The 22,365-nt window shown below is 39.2% G+C and carries 5 protein-coding genes; all 5 read right to left on the bottom strand.

Going from position 1 to position 22,365, the window contains the following annotated elements; all coding sequences use genetic code 11:
• Window positions 1-9: 9 nt before the first annotated feature.
• Window positions 10-3,255, bottom strand: a complete 3,246-nt coding sequence (locus ACFIJK_RS06835) for an autotransporter outer membrane beta-barrel domain-containing protein (RefSeq protein WP_375627319.1) — start codon at window positions 3,253-3,255, stop codon at window positions 10-12.
• 147 nt (window positions 3,256-3,402) lie between these two features.
• A complete protein-coding gene (locus ACFIJK_RS06830) occupies window positions 3,403-7,203 on the bottom strand; it encodes an autotransporter outer membrane beta-barrel domain-containing protein (RefSeq protein WP_375627318.1) in 3,801 nt (1,266 codons plus the stop codon).
• 163 nt (window positions 7,204-7,366) lie between these two features.
• A complete protein-coding gene (locus tag ACFIJK_RS06825) occupies window positions 7,367-10,057 on the bottom strand; it encodes an autotransporter outer membrane beta-barrel domain-containing protein (RefSeq protein ID WP_375627317.1) in 2,691 nt (896 codons plus the stop codon).
• A gap of 1,188 nt (window positions 10,058-11,245) precedes the next feature.
• Entirely contained in the window at window positions 11,246-14,368 is a 3,123-nt protein-coding gene (locus ACFIJK_RS06820; RefSeq protein ID WP_375627316.1) for an autotransporter outer membrane beta-barrel domain-containing protein, read from the bottom strand.
• A 675-nt stretch (window positions 14,369-15,043) separates the two neighbouring features.
• A complete protein-coding gene (locus tag ACFIJK_RS06815; RefSeq protein WP_375627327.1) occupies window positions 15,044-20,656 on the bottom strand; it encodes an autotransporter outer membrane beta-barrel domain-containing protein in 5,613 nt (1,870 codons plus the stop codon).
• Window positions 20,657-22,365 lie beyond the last annotated feature (1,709 nt).

Raw genomic sequence — 22,365 nt, 5'->3', positions numbered from 1 at the left:
TATGGATAACTAAAAATGATATTGTAATCTACCAGAAAAGCTCATTCCAGAAAATCCTGCTTTTGTCAGTTTATGCTGATAATTTATATCTCCATGAAGTGCAAATTTCGAAGATAATTTGGCATTAAAACCAAGCCCCGCTTCTAAAGAAGAACCAAAATCACCTAATTGGAAATCGTTTTTAAAAGAAACAAATTGCTTATCTTCAAAACTATGCAAATAAGAAAGCTTACTATAAAAAGAAATGGCACGTCCCTTTTCAGAAACATTAAGTGTCTTGCTTAAACGCCCACCAACACGCCCCACCCATTGATGAAATTTTCCTAAATCAACATCAATATTATCAACATCATGTGCCGGATTAAACTGAAGATGCTGATAAACAACCTGAATCTGCGGATCAAAAACAACACCTTTATACCCTGTTGCAAACGTTCTGCCACTTGTTAAAGAACCGCTAAACTGTTTACCCTTTAACGCTACAACCTTGCCCCGTGCTAGTGTCAAAACATCTCCCTTAAAAAGTCCATACGATAATACTCCATCGATATAAAAACCCGTATTATGCTGTAAACTTCCATAGGCTCCAACAGACCATTTATCAAATGCGCTTTTTTTGCTTTGTTCAACATCCTCTGGGGTTAGAGAAAGATTTCCATAATTCCCCAAAGCCCCAAAGAATGTACGACTGTATAAACTCTCAATCTCGTTTAACAAAACACCTGCTTCGAGTGCACTATAATTCAGCTCAGCGTTATAGCCATATTCAAAAGCAGATAAATTGGAAGCATAATGATGACTACCACCATAAGCATGCAGAAAAAAGGCTGTCTTTTCATCATCCTTCCAAGAGGAATGAAAAGCATTCCGCATTGTCTCTACCGTCTTATTTTGCGTGGTCATATCCACTAAACCAGCATGAAATAAGGTATTTGGCAAAAGAAGATAAGTTGGCAATTGAGGAACAACAGCTCTAATTTGGAGATTAGACTGAACATTAAGCGACACAGGAAGATTAGACGAAGTTTCAACAGGGTCAGAAGATGTAGAAGGCTTTGGTTCAATAGGGGCAGAAGCAGGAGAAACAGAATCTGCAGATGAAGGTGATGCCGAAACAGAAGGTGTAACAGATGTCAATGATGTGGGAAGTGGATCAGGGGGAGAAGGTGGAGGATCAACAGGATCAGAAGATGTAGAAGAAGAAGGTGTGGCAGATGTCAATGACGTAGGAAGTGGGTCGGGGGGAGAAGGTGGAGGATCAGCAGTATCAGAAGATGTAGAAGAAGAAGGTGTGGCAGATGTCAATAACGTAGGAAGTGGATTGGGAGGCGGAGAATCTAAAGGATGAGATAATGAAAACGAAGCCAGTTTAATAAATGGACCATTATAAGTACCTATTCTAGAAGAAATATAGATACCTTCAAGACGGAAATCCCAAAAATCCCCCTCACCTTCCACTAATCTTTGCTTAGCATCCGCTTTTCCAAAGGGCGAATTCGGACCATAACCACGAATACGATATTGATAAGGAAAACCTTTCACTGTAGTATAACTATCATAACCATTGGCGAGTTGAAAAGAACCTGCCTGCGCTGTTCCAGCAACTTGAATAAGTGAAATGCTTTGATCTCTTCCTTCATGGACTTCTTTATTTGCAGCTTTTGGAAAATTTCGCACATGAATGAATGTCGTTCCCGAGACATCACCAGAAATCAATATACGATCGGTTTTTTGGGGATCAAACAAACCCTCATCACTCAAAAATGCACTCAACTTAATCTGAGCATTTCCCTCAGCACTGTAAACTTTTTTATCTTTTGATGCGAGAATTCTATCTCCTGCGCCTATATCCGGCCTTTTTCCAATGCGTAGCGTTTGATAACCATTCAATATATCTTCATCATAAAAGATCAGTGTACTATTGGAAAGACTTAGAGAAGAAAGAGATGAAACAGATTCCCGTAAACCGTTGTATTTACTTTTAGTAAGATACCATGTTGAATAACGGGTTAACTCTAAATCAATAGTTGATTTATCGTCAACACGCGTCCCTCCTGTCAGAGAAGAAGAATTCGCTTTCACCAATAGAGAAGCGTTGTTTTCAGCTTTTAACAACAAATCACCAGAAATCTTTGTTTCATCAGATAATTCAAGAATACCTTCAGCCCTATAGCCTCTATTTCCCTTCGCATAAATCGCAATACCATCTGGAACTGTCATATTTGTCTGTGATAAATAAACAAATGCCTTCCCCGTGAGAACTTTTTGGGTTTCTAAAACTTTTTCATCATCTCGTTGCCTAGTCATCTTAGCAAGCTCTTCTGGAGCTAAAACATTAAAATACAGACCATGTACTCCCTCCCCTTTCACAGAAATATCGTTTTTTTCTATCTTAATACTTGTATTCTTAAAGCCATCTGGCGAAACATACTTTTGAATTAATTTGCCATTGTTGTCTACATAACCTGAAAAATTTTTAATCAAGAATGCGTGCATATTGTTAAGATGAATAAAACCTTTTTTCAAATAAACATCACCTCCTTGAAAAACCTCAAAAGCTTCCGGCAATACCCCCATAGCGCCATCACCATCTGTTCTAGCTTCCTCCCTCCTTCCTTGCCCCGTAATACACATAGTATCAAGAATATAGCGCCCCCCAAACCGAGTTGAAAATGAGCCAATCTTATTAAAATTAACGGTACCTTCTGACATTCTAACCATTGCATCAAAACCACTCATAATACCGATCCCTTTTACCTTCAAATTATCCGGCTCAATATCGATATTCACACTCTCTAAAGCAATATCCGTTTCTTTCCCCCATGCATAAATAGCATGTGAAGCACCCTTAATTTCCCCTACTGTCATGCTAATAACTGCATTTTGAGCACGAAGAGCAGGTATGTCCTTGAAATCTGCAAATGTTAGATTAAGTTTTCCACCATTTCTTACATACGCCCCATAGGCAGATATTTTATCTGGATTATCGCCATAAACTGTTATCTGAGAGGCATTAACAACAGTGCCTACTTTTTCTACATATATAGCTGCAATAGGCGCAACCTCCTGAGAATTTTTTAAGTAATAAACTTTATTTGCGAGAAAGTGTGTTTTTCTATCATCGCATTTATAAAATGCCTCTCCTGCATCACTTGAAGATCCTGCAGCACTAACATAAGCAACCTGAAAAAAATAAAGAATAGCTGTTGTAAAATTGTATAAAAATGCATGTTTGTAAAATACATTTATCACCATTCTTCCTTACCCCTATTTATTAACGAAGAACAATCACATAATGTATATTATAAACTTATTAAAATAAATATACGATAAATATTTAACTTAATTATTAATATAACACTTATATACTTATATATAAATTATTCTATATTTCATGGATAACTAAAAAAGATATTGTAATCTACCGGAAAAGCTCATTCCAGAAAACCCTGCTTTTGTCAGTCCATGCTGATAATTTATATCTCCATGAAGTACAAATTTCGAAGATAATTTGGCATTAAAACCGAGCCCCGCTTCTAAAGAAGAACCAAAATCACCTAACTGGAAATCATTTTTAAATGAAACAAACTGTCTATCTCCAAAACTACGCATAAGATAAAGCTTACCATAGAAAGAAATAACACGCCCCTCTTCAAAGGGCGCAAGAAACTTAGTTAAACGCCCACCAGCACGTGCCGTCCATTGATTAAATTTTCCCATATCAACATCAAGACTATCAACATCACGCACACCATCAAACTGAAGATGCTGATAAATAAGCTGAAGCTGTGGATCAAAAACAAAACCATTACGCCCTATTGCAAATGTTTTACCACTGGTTAAAGAAGCACTTGACTGTTTACCTTTTAATGTTGCGACCTTACCCCGTGCAAGAGTGAAAACATCACCCCTAAACAAGCCGTAAGATAACAACCCATCCATATAAAAACCCGCATCATGTTGCAGACTTCCATAAGCAGCAACGGACCATTTATCAAATGGACTCTTTTTGCTCTGTTCAACATTTAGAGGATGGAGAGAGAGGTTTCCATAAGTTCCCATCACCCCAAACAATGAGCAACTCTCTGAACTCTCAATTTCTTTCAATAAAACGCCTGCTTCCAGTGCACTATAATCGAGTTCTGCTCCATAGCCATATTCAAAAGCAGAAAGATTTGAAGCATAGTGATAGCTTCCACCATAACCACGGATAAAAAATGCTGGATTTTCATCACTCTTCAAAGAACCTCGAGAAGAGCTTCGTATTGCCTTCAATTTTTTATTTTGAGAGACAAGATCCATCAAGCGGGTATGGAATAAAGCATTTGGTAAAAGGAGATAAGTTGGTAACTGTGGAACAACCGCTCTAATTCTTGGCTCGGACTGAATATCAAGCCTAACAGGAACAAACACAACTGGTGTAGGTTCAACTGGAACAGGCGGAGTGGGAACAGGATCTGTAGGTATAGGATCACTTGGATCAGAAAGCTCAAACGGAGTAGGTGTTGGTGTAACAACTGCAACTGGAGAGGAAGAAGCTGAAGGATCTACCGACGCAGAGGGCGCAGAAGATGAAGGATCTGTAGGTGTAGGTAATGGAGTGGGCACAGAACCTGTAGATGAAGGATCACCTAACTCAGAGGGCGTAGACGGAGAAGAGGCAGGTATAACGGCTGGAGATAGAGGAGTGGGTGCCGAATCTTTAGATGAAGATTCTACTGACTTAGATAACACAGATGCAGAAGGCTCAGAACTAACAGAAGTAGATGGCACAGACAACTCAAATGGAGAAGACGTAACCGGAGAAGATAGCTCCAGCACAGTTTCTACAGGGAAAGATCTAACTAAATCAGACGGCGATGCAGGCATTGATTGTTTAGGTAAAGTTTCAACTGAAACAGAAGGAGATGGTATAGGCTTAAAGTCAACAGGAGCAGATGGCACAGGCGACTCGGACGAAGGAGGTGTAGAGTAAACGGTTGGAACAGGTGTAGAAATACCCTCCGTAGAAGAAAGCTCGGTTGAAAAAGACAACTCATCTGAAGAAACCGTAGGTGGAGCAGACGGCATAGGTGGTTCAGGCATAGGAGCCAAAGAAGGAAATGTAACTGAATCAGATGGTGTAGGTATAGATTCTATATGCGAAGTTTCAACTGTATCAGTAGAAAGCAATGGTACAGATGTAGAATCGACAGGAGGAGAGGACGGTAAAGATACTTCAACAAAAGGAGGCGTAGATGGAGTGGAAGTAAGATCCGTATGAACAGGTTCAATAGTCTTAGTTTCAGAAGAATCAACTTTGGAACTCACATAAATACCTTCAAGGCGAAAATCCCAAAAGTCTCCATTGCCTGCAACTAATCTATTCTTGGGATCTGCTTTTCCAGAAGAAGAACTTGGACCATAAGCACGAAGATGGTATTGATAAGGAAAACTACCTATTGTAACATACCCACTGGCAAGTTGAAAAGAATCTTCACACGCGTACCCAGAAACTTGAACAAGTGAAACACTTTCACTTCCTTTATCACGGACTTCTTTTTTTGATTTTTCGGAAAAACCTTCCACTTGGAGAAGTGTAGTCTCCCCCGAGACATCACCATAAATCAAAATACGATCAACTTTTTGAGTATCAAATAAACCATCGTCATTCAAAAATGCACCGAGCTTAATCCGAGAATTACCCTGTGCACTATATGCATCCTTATGGACTAGTCCGTATAATGCTATCAACTCACCTTGTTTACTTATATCATCTATATCATCTATAATCGTTTTTTTTCCAATGCGCAGTGTTTGATAATTATTGGATATACTATTAAAAACAATAGTACTGTCTGAAAGACTTATATATGAGACGGATGTATCTATAGAAATACCTTCTTGTGAATCTTCGTTTTTACTTTGGATGAGATAATATTTACTTTGGGTAAGATACCATGTCGAGCCACGCGTTAACTCTAAATCAACAGTAGATGTATCTTCAACACGAATATCTCCTGTAAGCGTAGTGTCCCTAGCTTTTACGGTTATAAAGGAGTCGTATTGAGCTTTAAATAACAAATCACCAGAGATTCTGGTTCCTTCCGATAATTCAAGAGTAGCTTCAGCTCCCAAACCTTCAGGCCCCGTAGCATAAATAGCAATACCATCTGGAACTGTAAGAGACGTCTTTGACAAATAAACTGATGCAGTTCCCAGAACAATTTTTTCTGTTTCTGAACGTTTTTTATCATCTATATTCAACATATCAGCCCATCGATCTGAATCTAATGTATCAAAGTACAGACCATGTACCCCCATCCCATGCACAGAAATATTTGATCTCTCAATATTAATATTTGTTTTCTTAAATTCATCTGATGAATCATAACTCTGAATTAGCTTGCCATTTTTATAGGCATAACCTAAAAAATTTGTAATCAAGAAGCCATGCATATCAGTAAGAAGAATAGAACTATCCCTCAAATGAACAGCTCCCCCTTGAGATATGTCAAAAGCTTCTGGTAATTTATCGACACTTTCATTATCAACTATAGCAGTGTATTTTTCTCCTTTTCCCTCAACCATCATGGTATCGAGAAGATACTTCCCCCCAAATTTTGTTGAAAATGCGCCAATCTCATTAAAAGTAACGGTACCACCTGACATCCTAACAAATGCATCAAGACCACTTACAATCCCTATACCCTTTACATTCAAATTGTCTGGCTTAATCTCAACATTTACACGAACTAAAGCAATATCCGTCTTTTTCCCCGATGCATAAATAGCGTGTGAAGTTCCCTCAATCTTCCCGTCGTTCATTTGAATAACTCCATTGAGAGCACGAAGACCGGGGATATTCTTAAAATTTGAATCCGTTAGAACAAGCTTTCCGCTATCTTGTACGAATGCACCATATTGAGATATTTCATCTGGATTACTACCCGTAACAGTTATACGAGACGCATTAACAATTGTGCCTTGCTTTCCTACATATATAGCAGAAACCGATTTACCTTTAGAAGCGTTTAGAAAATCATAGGTTTTATTTTTGATTACGTGCTTCTTACCATCACTGCATGTATAAAACTGAGCCTCTGAATCACACGAAACTCTAGAAGCGTTAGAATTCGCACTAACAACCACGATTGGAAAAAAAGAAACAGCAGCTGTTGTAAGAGTATATAAAAACTTATAACTTTTAAATATATTAGCCATAACTCTATTACAACCTCTCCCCCCTTATATAAAAGAAGATAACACCTGCAATAACGCTAAGTTAAACATTCGAAAAATGAGAAGTATAAAACTTAAATATTCGTTTTATACTTCATACAAAATTCTATAATTGTGTAAAACTTATCTTATAATTTATGGTTATCTAAAAATGGTAGCGAAGACCCCCAGAAAAACTTACTCCAGAAAAACCAGCCTTGGTAAGCTTGTGCTGATAAGTCACATCTCCATGCAAAGCAAACTTTGAAGACAATTGAGCATTAACACCCAATCCAGCTTCTAGAGAAGAACCAAAAGCCCCTAACTGGAAAGAATCTTTAAAGCGCACAGCTCTTTCTTTGCCAAAATCATGGGCAAAATGAATCTTTCCATAGAAAGAAACATCACGATCTTTTTCAGGTGCAGTAAGAGTCTTTATTAAACGCCCCCCCATACGCACCATCAATTGATCAAGTTTATCCATCTCAATATTAAAATTATCAATATCACGAACCTCATTAAATTGAAGATGTTGATAAACAACCTGAACCTGTGGATCAAAAACAACACCTTCATATCCTGTGGCAATTTTCTGACCACCCATTAAGGAAACACTTAAAGGGTTACCCTTCAATGTTGCAGTCTTACCCCGAGCAGTTGTCAGAACATCTCCCTTAAACAGACCATAGGATAAAAGACCATCAACATAGAATCCTGCATCATGCTGCATACTGCCATAGACTGTAGCAGTCCATTTATCAAATGTACTTTTTTGGCTTTGTGCAACATCTCGAGGCTGTAGAGAGAGCTTTCCATAAGACCCCATAACCCCAAAGGATATAGCACTGTCAACATTTTCAATTTTTTGTAGCAAAACACCTGTCTCTAGCGCATAGTACCCTAGATCTCCCCCATAACCATATTTAAGCGCAGATAAATCTGAAACATAACGATAACTCCCACCATAGCCACGCAAAAATGAAGCAGGATTTTCACGAATTTCCAACATTCCACTAGGATGAGTCCGTACTCTCTCCAACTGCTTGTTTTGATTGCTAATATCTATCAAACCAGCATGGAATAAACTATTTGGCAAAAGCAGATAAGTTGGTACCTGAGGAACAACAGATCTTACACCTCGTCGAGACGGAGAAACATTTTCAATTTTAGAAAGACTATCCACAGAAGGCGCTGGAACAACATCCGCAAAAGAAACATGTGCAGGAAGTATAGGTTTAGAAGCCACATCAGAAGCCATAGAAGTATGTCTATAATCAGCAGATCTTTGAATATCCGGACTTTCTAGGCGAAAATCCCAAAAATCTCCTTCACCTTCGACAAGCCTTTGAACAGAATTCGCTTTTCCTAAATGAGATCTTGGACCATAAGCATAGAGCTTATACTGATAAGGCAATCCCTCCAATGCAATATAATCACCATCCAACTGAAAAGAACCTTCCTCTGCTTTTCCAGAAACCTGAATGATAGAAATACCCTGGTTATTTCCACCACTCCCCGTTTTTCCTCCTGGACTTCCTGAAACGCTTTTCACATGTATTATCGTTTTTCCTTCAATATCACCATAAATCAAAAGCCTATCAGTTTTTTGATTTCTAATAGTTCCCCCTTTATTTACATATGTATTAAGATAAATATGCGCATCACCCTGCGCTTTATAAACAACACCTTCTCCTTTTCCAATACGAAGTGTCTGATAATCACTCGTTGTATTATCTGTGGGGCTCTCAAAAACAATAGAACTATCAATAAGATGGATCAACGAACTCGATGAGTCACCTATAGAATCAAAGCTTCGTAAATTTTTATTTTTTGGTTGTGATAAAGTCCATTTTGAACCACTTTCTAACAGAAACTCAGCAGAAGAACTTTCATCAATATGCACTCCCCCGACAAGCACAGAATCATTAGCTGAAACCTTTACTAAAGAGCCTCCTTCAGCCTTCAACAATAAATCTCCAGAAATTTCAGATTTTTCTAAAAGTCTAATAAGACCACCGGATTTGTTGCTATAAATAGCTGTACTATATGGAACTTTAAAAGAAGTATTTCCCAAAAATACCTCCCCTCGCATAGGTAAATTCGTCTTTGGCAAACTTCCAAATAAATCTTTCTCCCCCATAAAAATATAGGACTCCTTTTTTACAGAAGCGCTTTCTGTTTGCTTTTTTCCAGCTTTTTCGCCTTCCAAAAAGCGTATGCCATAAGACACATCACTATTTACGGAAACGTTAGAATGTACAATATCAACCCAACCTCCTTTTCCCAGCAATGATACACCGTGGGCATTAGCAACCTTAACGTTACTTGCCCCGTAATAAATAGAACCACCTTCTTGGGTCATCTGAAAAACTGAGCCTTGTTCATGATTGTCTAAATCTATCTCCTGAATACCATTATCGATAATATAAACACCCCATAATCCAACTTTTCCCCATTCTCCTGTATGAACTCCCATACCACGAGACAAATGAATTCCTCCACTTCCTATCTCAACATTTCCATAATTATCCGCCTTTATACCATACTTCCAAAAGTTTTTTTTCAAATCAGTATTTTTATCCGAAATATCAGTAATAAATATATTTTGCCCATCCACCAATGTCCCTGTTCCAGATACTTCTATGGCCGCCTCTTTAACTTGATTTTCATCAGTTTTCTGATAGTTTTTATCATGAATTACATACCTCTTACCATCACCGCACCGAAAAGGTATAACATTTTCAGAACAAACGACATGTTCAAAATAAATTGCATACACATCAACATTATGTGTCAAAAAAAGAAGTGTTGTCGTGAACGTACATAAGGAGAAACGATTTTTAAATAGATTTACCATAATTACACCATAATTCCGCCCATCACAGAGCAATGCATAACGTATCAAGAGATTTAGCCAGAAAATTTAATACGTTTTGGTTTAAAGATAGTGATTTTATTAATATTTTTTGTATTTTATGTAAATATGGAATTAAAAAATTACTCAAAAATACAATCTAAATCTGTTGCTTTTACAAAAAAATTGCAAAAATATAACTGAAGAACGACAGAAAAATCACCTTTAAAGTTGTTATTCCAAAATAGCCTTAATCGGTTGACATGCATTAAAAACGCCTGCTTTAATTGCTGTCTAATCCCACCAAAATGGGTATAATCAACCTCCTTACGATAGAGATATTATATTGAAACAATATGTATTTGTAAGCAGACAAAACATATACCAAAATTGAAAAACAAGAGTTTACCTATGCCTTTTTAAGCAAACTTCGTGGCAAGACAGCCTAATAAAGAGTAGGAATGTGTAAAAATCAGTTCCTATTTTTACTACCTCCTTTTAATGTAACTTGATAACATTTAAACGCATTCAGAGCCGGATCTTTAAAAAGTAAAAGATTATACATGACTTCATCCTGGTATTTATCGCATTCCTTTTAAGAAAACACATTTTCCAAAAACAATATGTCATTATGGTTCTCATTCATCAGTTTTCTCAGATATCTCTCATTTTTGCCATCCCCATTTCACAACGACAGCGGATATAATATAAAGTTCATCGGATATAGCTCTCATTGCCCTTGAGTATCTTCTTTTCCTTTGCCAATTTCTAATATTGTAAATCCTCTCCTCTTAAGGTGATTTCCCAAATTATATTGACTCCTTTCTTAGACAATTATCCCCTTGCCAATCTTACATATAATATGCAAATAATATGCAAAGGAATGCTTTTTATGGGTTCATCATAAGAGCATTGAAAATATTTCAGCATCCTGAATTAAAAAATATCTTTATCAATCGGCATATTATAAATAATATAATCATCACTCTTAAATACGCGTTTTGAAACCATAACGTACAAACTCTTCAAACTTTTCAAAAAAATGAAAGAAGTCCAACCCAAAAGCATATTAAAGATATGCAAAGTCACACTCTCGTAAAAATGCTATAACACAAAATGAATAGAGAATGAGAAAAAGCCACAAGTTATACTTGTGGCTTTTTCAAAGATTAATCAGAAACACCAACAAAACTAGAAATGATAACGCAAACCACCAGAGAAACTAGTTCCAGAAAAACCAGCTTTCGTTAGCTTGTGCTGATAAACCAAATCGCCGTAAAGCGCAAATTTTTGAGACAATTGGGCATTAAAACCTAATCCAGTTTCTAACGAAGAACCAAAAGAGCCTAGCTGAAAAGCATCTTTAAAATGCACAAATTGTTTTCCTTCAAAACCGTGAGCAAGATGAAGCTTGCCATAGAAAGAAACAACTTGAGCCTTATCAGTTGCGACCAGCCTCTTTGTTAAACGCCCTCCAACACGCCCTATCCACTGATGAAGTTTTCCTAAATCAATATCAAAGCCATCCACATCAGGCACTTTATTAAATTGAAGATATTGATAAACAACTTGAACTTGCGGATCAAAAACAAAACCGTTCTCCCCCACCATAAACGTTTTACCAGCAGTCAATGAAGCACTTAAAGGATTTCCCTTTAATGTTGCCGTCTTGCCACGTGCAGTTGTTAGAACATCACCTTTAAACAAACCGTAAGACACAAGACCATCAACGTAAAAACCCGCATCATGCTGCATACCACCGTATGCTGTAACTGACCATTTATCAAATGTACTTTTTTGACTCTGCTCAACATTCAAAGGTTGCAAAGAAAATCTCTCGTAGGCCCCGATAATTCCAAAAGAAGTGGAACCATACGTATTTTCGATTGCTTTCAGCAAAACACCTGCCTCTATGGCATTATAATCAAGCTCGCCGCCATAACCATATTCAAGCGCAGAAAGATTTGAAGTATAACGATGATTGCCGCCATAACCGCTCACAAAAAAGAGAGGATTTTCACGACTTTCTGATAAGCTCCCAGAAGAAATTCGTAAAGATTCTAATCTCTTATTTTGATTGTTCACATTCATCAAACCAATATGACGTAAGGCATTAGGCAAAAGGAGATAAGTCGGAACCTGCGGAACAACAACCCTAACTCCCGGCTTAGGATGAGGCTCCGGAGCTGGTTCTGGAGAAGGTTCTGGTCCTGGAATTGGATCGGGATCCGGTTTAGGTTTAACATCAGAATCTATAGATCTACTTTCAAGGCGAAAATCCCAAAATTCTCCGTTCCCTTCAACTAATCTTTGATCCATGCTTGCTTTTCCCAAATGAGACCCTGGACCATAACTATAAAGCTTATACTGATAAGGTAATTTATCTAATGCTACATAACCACCTTCCAACTGAAAAGAATCTTGCTCTGCTTGTCCAGAAACCTGAATGATTGAAATACCTTGATCATTTCCTCCCCTTCCCGTATATCCTCCTGGACTTCCTGAAACTCCACGCACCTGGAGCTTTGTTTTTCCCGAAACATCACCATGAATTAAAACACGATCAGTCTTTTGATGATCAAGAGCACCACCACTATTCAAGTATGTATTAAGGGAAATAGAGGCACCGTCCCGTGCTCTATAAACTTCACCCTTTCCCTTTCCAATACGAAGAGTTTGATAATCATCAGCAGAAGAAGATTCATCTCTTTTAAAATTAATAGAGCTCTCACCCATAAGACTAACGAGTGAAATAGAAGAATCATGAGCAGCATCATGTTGATCTTTTTGCAACGGTTGTTGTAAAATCCATTTAGAACGGCCTCCTAAATAAAGTTCGGCATTAGAATTTTTATCAACATGTGTGCGACCTTCAAGAGTAGAAGCATCAGCCAAAACTGTTATAGAAGCACCTTCCTCAGCTTTTAATAAAAAATTCCCTGAACGAAGAGTGCTGTGCACCAACCCCACCGCACCAGAAATAATGTTTCTACCATAAAGAGCCGCATCGTCTAAAACAGAAAACTCTGTTTTATCCAAATTAACAACTTCTAATCGTGGTAAAGCTTTTTCTTCCTCTGATGAAATTTCTTCTTTTTTATCCCCACCTTCACTCCATGGCTTCTCTCCCCGCAAATAGATACCATAAGATCCCTTACCCTTTACAGTAACAGAAGAGGATTTCATATTAACTTCAGTCACAGGAATCTTTGAACCAGAATCTTCATTTGATAAATCTTTAACTTCCTGCAGAGGAATAGAATCGACTGTATTTTCTAATAATATGCCATGGACATCCATAGCACGAATAGTAGTCCCCTTTAAATTAACAGCCCCCCCTAAATCCGTATGCACAACCGCACGATCCTTACCTTTGTCACCCTTCCCAGTAATTTTAACATTCTCGAGATTTACCTCCCCACCTAACATCGAAGAAATCCCATGGCTGTTCATAAAATCAACTGATCCACCTGACATCCAAACTTCTGAATGATCATAACTTAAAAGGCTTGCGTTCCCATTAGCGGTCTTAATTTCTGTATCTTCTAAAAGAACAAACGAATTCTCTGTTGCGTCAACACCCTCATTACTTTCCTTAATCTTGCCATTTTTTACCTCAATCACGCCATCACTCGCACGAAGGGCTATAACTGTATTTTTGATAATCGGATCTTTCAAAACAATCTTACCGTTCTCTAATACATGCACCCCCACGAGAAAAATTTTATCAGCAACTTGACTACTAACAGTCACATCCTCCCCACTAACCCTTGTGCCTATTCCTTTTACCGTTATAGCAGTAGGTTCATCAGGATAGAGGGAAGCGTTTTCATTCGTAATCTTATAAGACTTATTATCAATTTTAGACTCCCCTTTAGACTCCCCGCAATTATCGCATATATAATACAACCCATTATAGTAATAAAACCCAGGATTCACTCCTCTTCCATCCGAGTGCTCATTTTTAACCGTATTATCTACATTTTTCTGATATCCGTTCTCTCCATCCACTCCACTCAGCTCACGATAATCGCTCCCCCCACGAATACCCTCATCGTTATCGCCAACATGAATCATATCAGGAGTATAATAATTCCTCCCCCCACTTTCTCCACTAAGAGGAAGCTTATGCTTATTACTCCCGCTAAGATGAGGAGAAGAATTAGCAGAGACAACTGGGATAACCTTTATAACATAAGGTTTACTATCCTTCCCCTCTGCAGCCGCATACACTTCTCTTCCATTTTGAAGCAAAGAGAGGATAGCTGTTGTACAAGCACATAAACATACATGATTTCTAAAAACTTTAATCATAGTTCCCTCGAAACTTTCCTTCCCCTCTCATTAAAAATAAAAGCACCTGCAAAACATCCCATTGCACACCTCAAAACACGAAAAGTGTAACAAAAAGAACATGCCTCATGCTCATCTGAACTGTGCAATGAATTATCCCAATACATTTGGCAGAAGCTCTACGCCAAAACCACCTATAAGAGAATAATTAATAATCGCACTTTATAGGTGTATAATGCATTCTGTATTTCGTGTAAAGAAAAAATAAAATCAGTGCGTGCAATTAATTAAAAAAACAACTAAACCTTGTGACCTTAAAAAATTAATCCACAAGGAGATAAATAAAACAATGAGTTAAATCAGTGGAAAATAAACTCTCAAAAACGAGTTTTAGAAAACATCAAATATTATATTAGATAATATCAATACAGTACCAAAAAGGATAACCTAACGCATACTGGACTGCTGAACGCTTAAAAAGCCGATAAAAGTGAGGCACTCTATCGTATCAGTAGCAGCATAAACTTTAAGAAAATTCGCTTTAGCGCAGAAAAGTGCTCTCATACATAAAACAAACTATGTCTTTTTTGCTCAATCAAGAAGATGAAAAGCTTTTAAGAGCAACACAAGTTGTTACAAAGAAAAAAGGCAGCACATTGTGCTGCCTTTTCTAAAAAGTACATACTGTACCTTATATTAAAACTGATAACGTATTCCTCCAGAAAAACTTGCTCCAGAAAAACCAGCCTTATTAAGCTTATGTTGATAGAGAATATCAGCATGCAGAGAGAACTGTGGCAACAATTTGGCATTAAAGCCTAATCCAGCCTCTAATGAAGAACCAAAAGCCCCTAACTTGAAAGCATCCTTGAAATGCACAGGCTGTTTTCCTTCAAAACCATGAGCAAGATAAAGCTTACCATAGAAAGAAACAGCATTCACGCCTTCAGAGCCTGTAGGAGTCTTGGTTAAGCGTCCACCAACACGTGCCACCCACTGATCAAGGTTACCCATTTCAATATTAAAATTGTCAATATCACGGGCCTTATTAAACTGGAGATGTTGATACACAACTTGAACCTGCGGATCAAAGACAAAGCCCTTATATCCTGTCTCAATTGTCTGACCACCAGTTAAAGAAACACTCAAAGGATTACCTTTTAATGTTGCTGTCTTACCCCGTGCAAGAGTGAGAACATCACCTTTGAACAGACCATAGGATAAAAGACCGTCGACATAGAAGCCAACATTATGCTGCACGCTACCATATACCGTAGCAGTCCATTTATCAAATGCACTCTTCTTACTTTGCTCAACATTCAAAGGCTGCAGAGAAAGTTTTCCATAAGTTCCCATAACACCAAAGGATATAGTGCTATCAGAGCTTTCAATAGTTTGCAGCAGAACACCTGCCTCTACACCATGATAGTCAAGATCACCTCCGTAACCATATTCAAGTGTGGACAGATCCGAAGCATAACGGTAATTTCCACTATAGCCGCGCAAGTATAAAGCAGGATTTTCACGAACCTCTACCATTCCATTAGAAGTCATCCGCAATGTGTCCAACTGCTTGTTTTGATTACTGATATCCATCAAACCAGCATGGAATACGCTATTAGGCAAGATAAGATAAGTTGGAACCTGTGGAACAACAGACCTTACAAATTTTTCAGGAAGGGCAGCAGATCCCATAGACTTAACATACTGATTTTCTAGACGGAAGTTCCAAAACTCCCCACCATCCTTAACAAATTTCTGTTGCACATGCTCCTGTTTCGAAGTCGCTTCTGGACCATAAGCACGAAGAGTATATTTATAAGGTGAGTTTCTCAGTGCAACATAATTGCCATCGAGTTGGAAAGAGTCTTTCTTTGCTTGACCATAGACCTGAATAATTGAAACAGTATGAGCAATCTTGGCATTCGCTTTACCATCTCCTACATTGCCCGCATCACCTCGTACATGTATTTTTGTTTTTCCAGAAACATCACCATGAATGACAAGCCGATCAGTGACTTGCTGATTACTCGGATCACGAGGATTTAAACGTGCATTGAGATGAATTGCAGCATTACCCTGTGCCGCATAAACTATTCCTTTCCCATTTCCAATATGGAGAGTCTGATATTTTCCTTCAGATTCCGAAGATGCAAAATCAATAGTACTATTTACAAGACTTACAGAAGAAATGCATGAATCCACACATCCTAAATCTGGAGTACCCAAATTCCTCTGTGCACTTCTTTCTAGAATCCATTCTGATTGATTAATTAAATCTAATTTTGCATAAGAACTTTTATCAACGCGCACATCGCCTTTAACAATAGAACTATCAACCAAAACCGATATATTGGAATCATTGTCAGCCTTCAACAACAAGTCACCAACAAGAGTTGTTTTATTTTCTAATGAAACATGACCACCAGAATTATTACCATAGATCGCTATACCACTTGCAACTTCAAAATCAGTTTTTTTCAACGAAACTGTCCCTGTTATGCTTATAGGTGTTTTCTCCTGTTTGGATACAGTACTCCGCTTAACAACAATTGCTTTCTCAGTTGCTAAATCCTTACTTCGATTTTGTTGACTCGCTTCTTTCTGTATTAGTCCATCAAAATATATACCATAGGTTCCATCACCTTCCACTCTAACAATAGAAGACTCGATATTTGCATGATTCGTAGTAGGACGAACCTCAGAAGATCTCCTTCTCCTAGAAGAGCCGGTCTCAACCACATTATCATCAGACTTCATAATCCACAAAGCATGAGCATCAGTCACAACATTCCCATTCTTAAAATCAACAGAAGCATTATCACTCAACAGAAAAGCTGCACGCCCAAAGTTATCTGCGGAATCTAACTTACCCTGTCCTTTTTTCGCAGTAATATCAACTTTGTCTAACTCAACGCTTCCCCCAGCTTCTGACCTCACAGCCACTCCTTTTGTCAGAGTAATAGCCCCAGAGTCCATAGACACCTTACCAGCTAGACTTACCAAACCAGCCGCAGCCAAATCCCCCGTCACGTTAATTTTTGTATCCTTTAAATTAACAGATGATCCAGAACCCGCCAAAGCGCCTACATAAAGCGCATCGACTGTCCCACCAGTCATCTTAACCTTTCCGCCACTTTGCGCCTCAAGCCCAATCACAGAAGATTGAATTACTGATTTATTCTCTAAAACGACTTCTGCATCTTCTTCTGCAAGCACAGCACTTACAGAACTCACTTTAGCAAGATCAATGGCATTTCCATTACCAGAATTCGGACCAATAATGGTTGCAGCGTTTAGCTTAATATTCGTACCACTTTTTACATGCATAGAATGTTGTGTTGAATTATTTGCTTTCAATGTAAGCTGCTGGACTGTGTATGACTTGCCATCACTGCATAAAATAGAGCTTTGCGATTGCCCCGTTCCCCCAATACCATTACACCCAACAGAAGTACCTTTCTTACCTGCACTGCTAACATCTGCAACAGCGGGTACCCTAGATTCCTTATAAACCACAGGCTTTACAGAAATAGGTCGCTTGGAACCTGCCGTAGACTTCGTTGAATCAGTAGGCTTCACAACAGAAGGTAATGAAACTGTAGATGCTGTCTTTTTAGATTCTGTAACAGTAACAGTTTCAGATGATTTAGAACCTACGGAAGAAGCCATAGGCTTTGCAGAAATAGATTGCTTGGAACCTGCCGTAGGCTTCGTGGAACCAGTAGAGTTCACAACAGAAGGCAATGAACCTTGAGATACTGTCTTTTTAGATTCTGTAACAGTAACAGTTCCAGATGATTTAGAACCTACGGAAGAAGCCATAGGCTTTGCAGAAATAGATTGCTTGGAACCTGCCGTAGGCTTCGTGGAACCAGTAGAGTTCACAACAGAAGGCAATGAACCTTGAGATACTGTCTTTTTAGATTCTGTAACAGTAACAGTTTCAGACGGTTTAGAGCCTACGGAAGCATTTAGAACAGGATTCACGAGAGATTCCTTTTGCTTAGGCACGATAGAGACAGAAGGAGAAACAACAGATGGAGTTGCTCCTGCTTCAGATACTCCAGTTCCCTCATGCGTAATAGTCCTCACATTTTCAGATCTTTCATTAGATTGAGAAGGAGTAGTTACATCTGTCGTCGTAGGCGTACTAAGTGGAGTTACAGTAGATGCATTTTCTGTAACACTAATGCTATCAGAACTACTATCAAATGTTATAGATTCACCATTTTCATCTGTTATATTATACTCTACCGTATTAGCTCCTAGCTCATAAGAATCGTTATCCGTCTGACCCAAAAGTACAATATCCACACCGTCTTCTGTCGCTACGAGATCTCCATCCCCCTCTTCGTCATCTCCATATCCATCTTCGTCATCTCCATATCCATCTCCGTCATCTCCATATCCATCTCCGTCAGATGTGATAATTCCAGACGAGAGAGATAGAGTATGTCCAGAAGATTCACCTACCTCAGATGCAAGGGTACCAAGCTCAGATGTAGGGGTATCAACATCATATGTGAAACTATCAAGCTCAGATGTGGAATCGTCAATCCCATATGTGGAACTGCTACCCTGAGACGCTTGGTTACCATCCTGAGATGCGAGGCTACCAGCATCAGACGCAGAAGTATCAAACTCAGATGTGGAGATACCAGATTCACTTGCTTCAGGTACTTCAGTTCTCTCATGTGTAATGGTTCTTACATCTTCAGATTCTTCATTAGATTGAGAAAGAGTCGTTCCATCTGTCCCCGTAGGCGTACTAAGTGGATCTACAGTAGATGCATTTTTTATAACACTAATACTATCATAACTACTATCAAATGTTATAAGGTCACCATTTCCATCTGTTATACTATACTCTAGAATATCAGTTCCTAGCTCATAAGAAACGTCACCCGTCTGACCCAAAAGTACAATATCCACACCGTCTTTTGTCACTACCATATTTCCATATCTCTCTTCGTCAGATGTGGGAGTTCCAGGCGAGAGAGATAGAGTATATCCAGAAGATCCACGTGTCTTAGATACAACCAAGTTAGAAAGATCTACATTATCTTTTTCAAGCGAACCAGTCTGAGATAATGAAGGACCACTTGCCTCAGGTGCGGGGCTACCAGCCTGAGGTGCTAGGTTACCAGCCTGAGGTGTAGGACCACTAGGTTTAGATGCGGGAGTATTTGGCTCAGATACAGGAGTACCAGGCTCAGATCCGGGGTTAACACCCTGAAGTGTGGAACCACCAGCCTGAGGTGTGGAACCACCAGCCTGAGGTGTGGAGCCACCAGCCTGAGATGTCTGGACATCAAGCTCAGACGCGGAGCGACTAGGCTCAAGTGTGGGGGTAGTACCACCCTGAGATGCTAGATTACCACCCTGAGATGCAGAGCGACCAGCATCAGGCGCGGAGGCACCAGACTCAAGTGTGGGGGTACCAGATGCATTAGGTTGAACCTTTGATACTGGAGAATTAACGGATCCATCAGCTCCACTTTCCAATTTACTTTCTAAGTTAAAATTCCATAGCTTTTCTGTTCCCCCCGATGGAAGGCTATATTGTAATGAATTAGCGCGAAGGATGTACTGATAAGGCGAACCCTGCAATGTAACATATGTATTAGCAAGCTCAAAGGAATCACTGCTTGCTTCTCCAAAAACCTGGACAATTGAAATAGGTTTAGGAACACTTCTATTTTCCCTTTGGTCAGCCTGATTTTGTATAGTTTGACGCTGAACCTGTTCTCCATTTCTTAACTTTCCATTTAGAGTGTTTATGACGGACGAGTCGTTCACATAAACCTTAGTTTTTCCAGTAACATTACCATAAATCAAAAGTTGATCAGACAAAAGTTTAACGTTATTTGAATCGTCAGAAACAAAACTCGCGTTGACATAAATCTTGGAATCTCCACTAGCACTGTAAACTACACCTTCCTCTTCTCCAATATGCAGCGTTTGATAACCTTCGTTTTCATCTCTTGGAGGTAAAAATGCAATCGTACTATTTTCAAGACTTACAAATGAAATATACGAACCTTCACAACGCTTATCTATCACCTTCCCCGTACTTTGTTCCCCCCCCGTACTTATCTGTCTCAGATTCCTATTATTACTTTTTGCTAAATACCATCCTGATTCATTAGACAAATAAAGTCTAGCACTAGCATCTTTACCAATTTGAGAATTACCCACGATCGAAGACTTAAAAGCGTACACCGACAGCCTAGAATCAGGGTCAGCCTTCAAGAATGTATCACCCGAAAGAACTGTCCCCTCTCTTAAAAGGACAATACCATTCATACCATCACTATAAACAGCCACACCTTCAGGAACCGAAAGAGAAGTATTTTTTAAAGAAACAACCTGCTTTTGTTTATTAACAACACTCTTTACTCTTTCACTTAATTTATCATAAGGTATCCCAAAAGAAACAATTAGCTCACTACCATTTGGTTTCTTAGCCTTTGGGTTCTTTTCTTTTATTTCACCAAAAGATATTCCATAAGAATCTCTCCCACCAATTTTAATGTTTGATTCCTTGATCTCAGCTCTAAGCTTCAAAATATCCGAAACACTCCCAGATTCTTCAACATAATTTAGATAGTGTGAGAGATTTTCATTACCTGTAATAGTCGAAAGAATATCAGTATAAGCACCATTCATAGCGTTATGAACGTCAGAGACTAGATTAGCCTGTTCGACATTACCTCCTCCACCAGCAACCAAAGAATTCTGAGAAAGAAAACCCTGCTCAGCATAAGAACTATCAGAAGTCTCAAGAATATCACCAGCTACAAACAAAGCAACTGCATCAGTCCCCGTAACGTCTCCATTATTAAAAGAAATAAACCCTCCATGAGAAAGGAATGCAAAACTTTTAACACCAGGAGGAATATCTTTCCCATCACTTTCCTCTTTAATTTTTATTCTAACCCCATCTAGTTTAACAATTCCTTTACGCTCCGATATAACTCCCACCCCGCCTTTCGCAAAGTTAATCTCTCCAGATTTCATCATTATTCTAGACTCATCAGAACTGTGCAAACCAGTTCTAGCTGCATTTAAAACCACTCCATCCAAAATAACAAACGATCCCTTATCAGCCGCAGCACCTATAGCAGTGTAATAGACATCCCCGCCTTTCATGTAGATTCCACCGTTCTGTTGAGCATTAACCCCAACTTCGAACTTCTTAATATGCGAACGTTCTAACTGAACTTTTGAAAAAGACGTTGCTAATACCCCTGTCGCAACACTAGTCGCAACACTAGAAGCATCATCTGTTCCTTTAACCCCATCACTTAAATTACTTTTTACAGGAGGCACCACTAGAATAGATGTAGGAGCCATCCCCGTAATGGACGCATTATTTAAAACAATAGTTGTCCCTGTAACTTGAGCTATTACTTCACTCAAACCAGAACTCTGATCACGCCCCCCATCAACATTCCTCTGTACTCCGCTAGAAGGCTTCGATGAAGGTTTGATCGTTGCATACACAGCACTTTGGTCACTCTTATTCGTCTGAATAATATTTCCCTTCATTACATGCTTCCCAGAATCATCACAGAAAATGGAAGCAACGCTTTTATAACTCCCAACATCGCACGCGGAAGAGGAACTTGAAGACTCACTCCCCTGAACAGATCCTGTACGTTGTCTAACATCACCGCCCCCTTGCGCAGAATCACCGGGGACAGCACCAGGAGAACCACCAGGAGCAGCACCGGGGATAGCACCGGGAACACCGCCAACACCAACGCCACCAGGAACACCGCCAACACCAACGCCACCAGGAACACCACCAACGCCAACACCACCGGGAACACCGCCAACACCAACGCCACCAGGAACACCACCAACGCCAACACCACCGGGAACACCGCCAACACCGGTACCGCTAGGGACGTCAGAACCGCCAAGGCCACCAGCACCGCCAAGGCCACCAGCACCGCCAAGGCCACCAGCACCGCCAAGGCCACCAGCACCGCCAAGGCCACCAGCACCGC

The sequence above is a fragment of the Bartonella sp. PS17NMGDW genome (genome assembly GCF_042193555.1).
GTDB classification, from domain to species: Bacteria; Pseudomonadota; Alphaproteobacteria; order Rhizobiales; family Rhizobiaceae; genus Bartonella; species Bartonella grahamii.
This window is presented reverse-complemented; position numbering and strand designations above follow the sequence as displayed.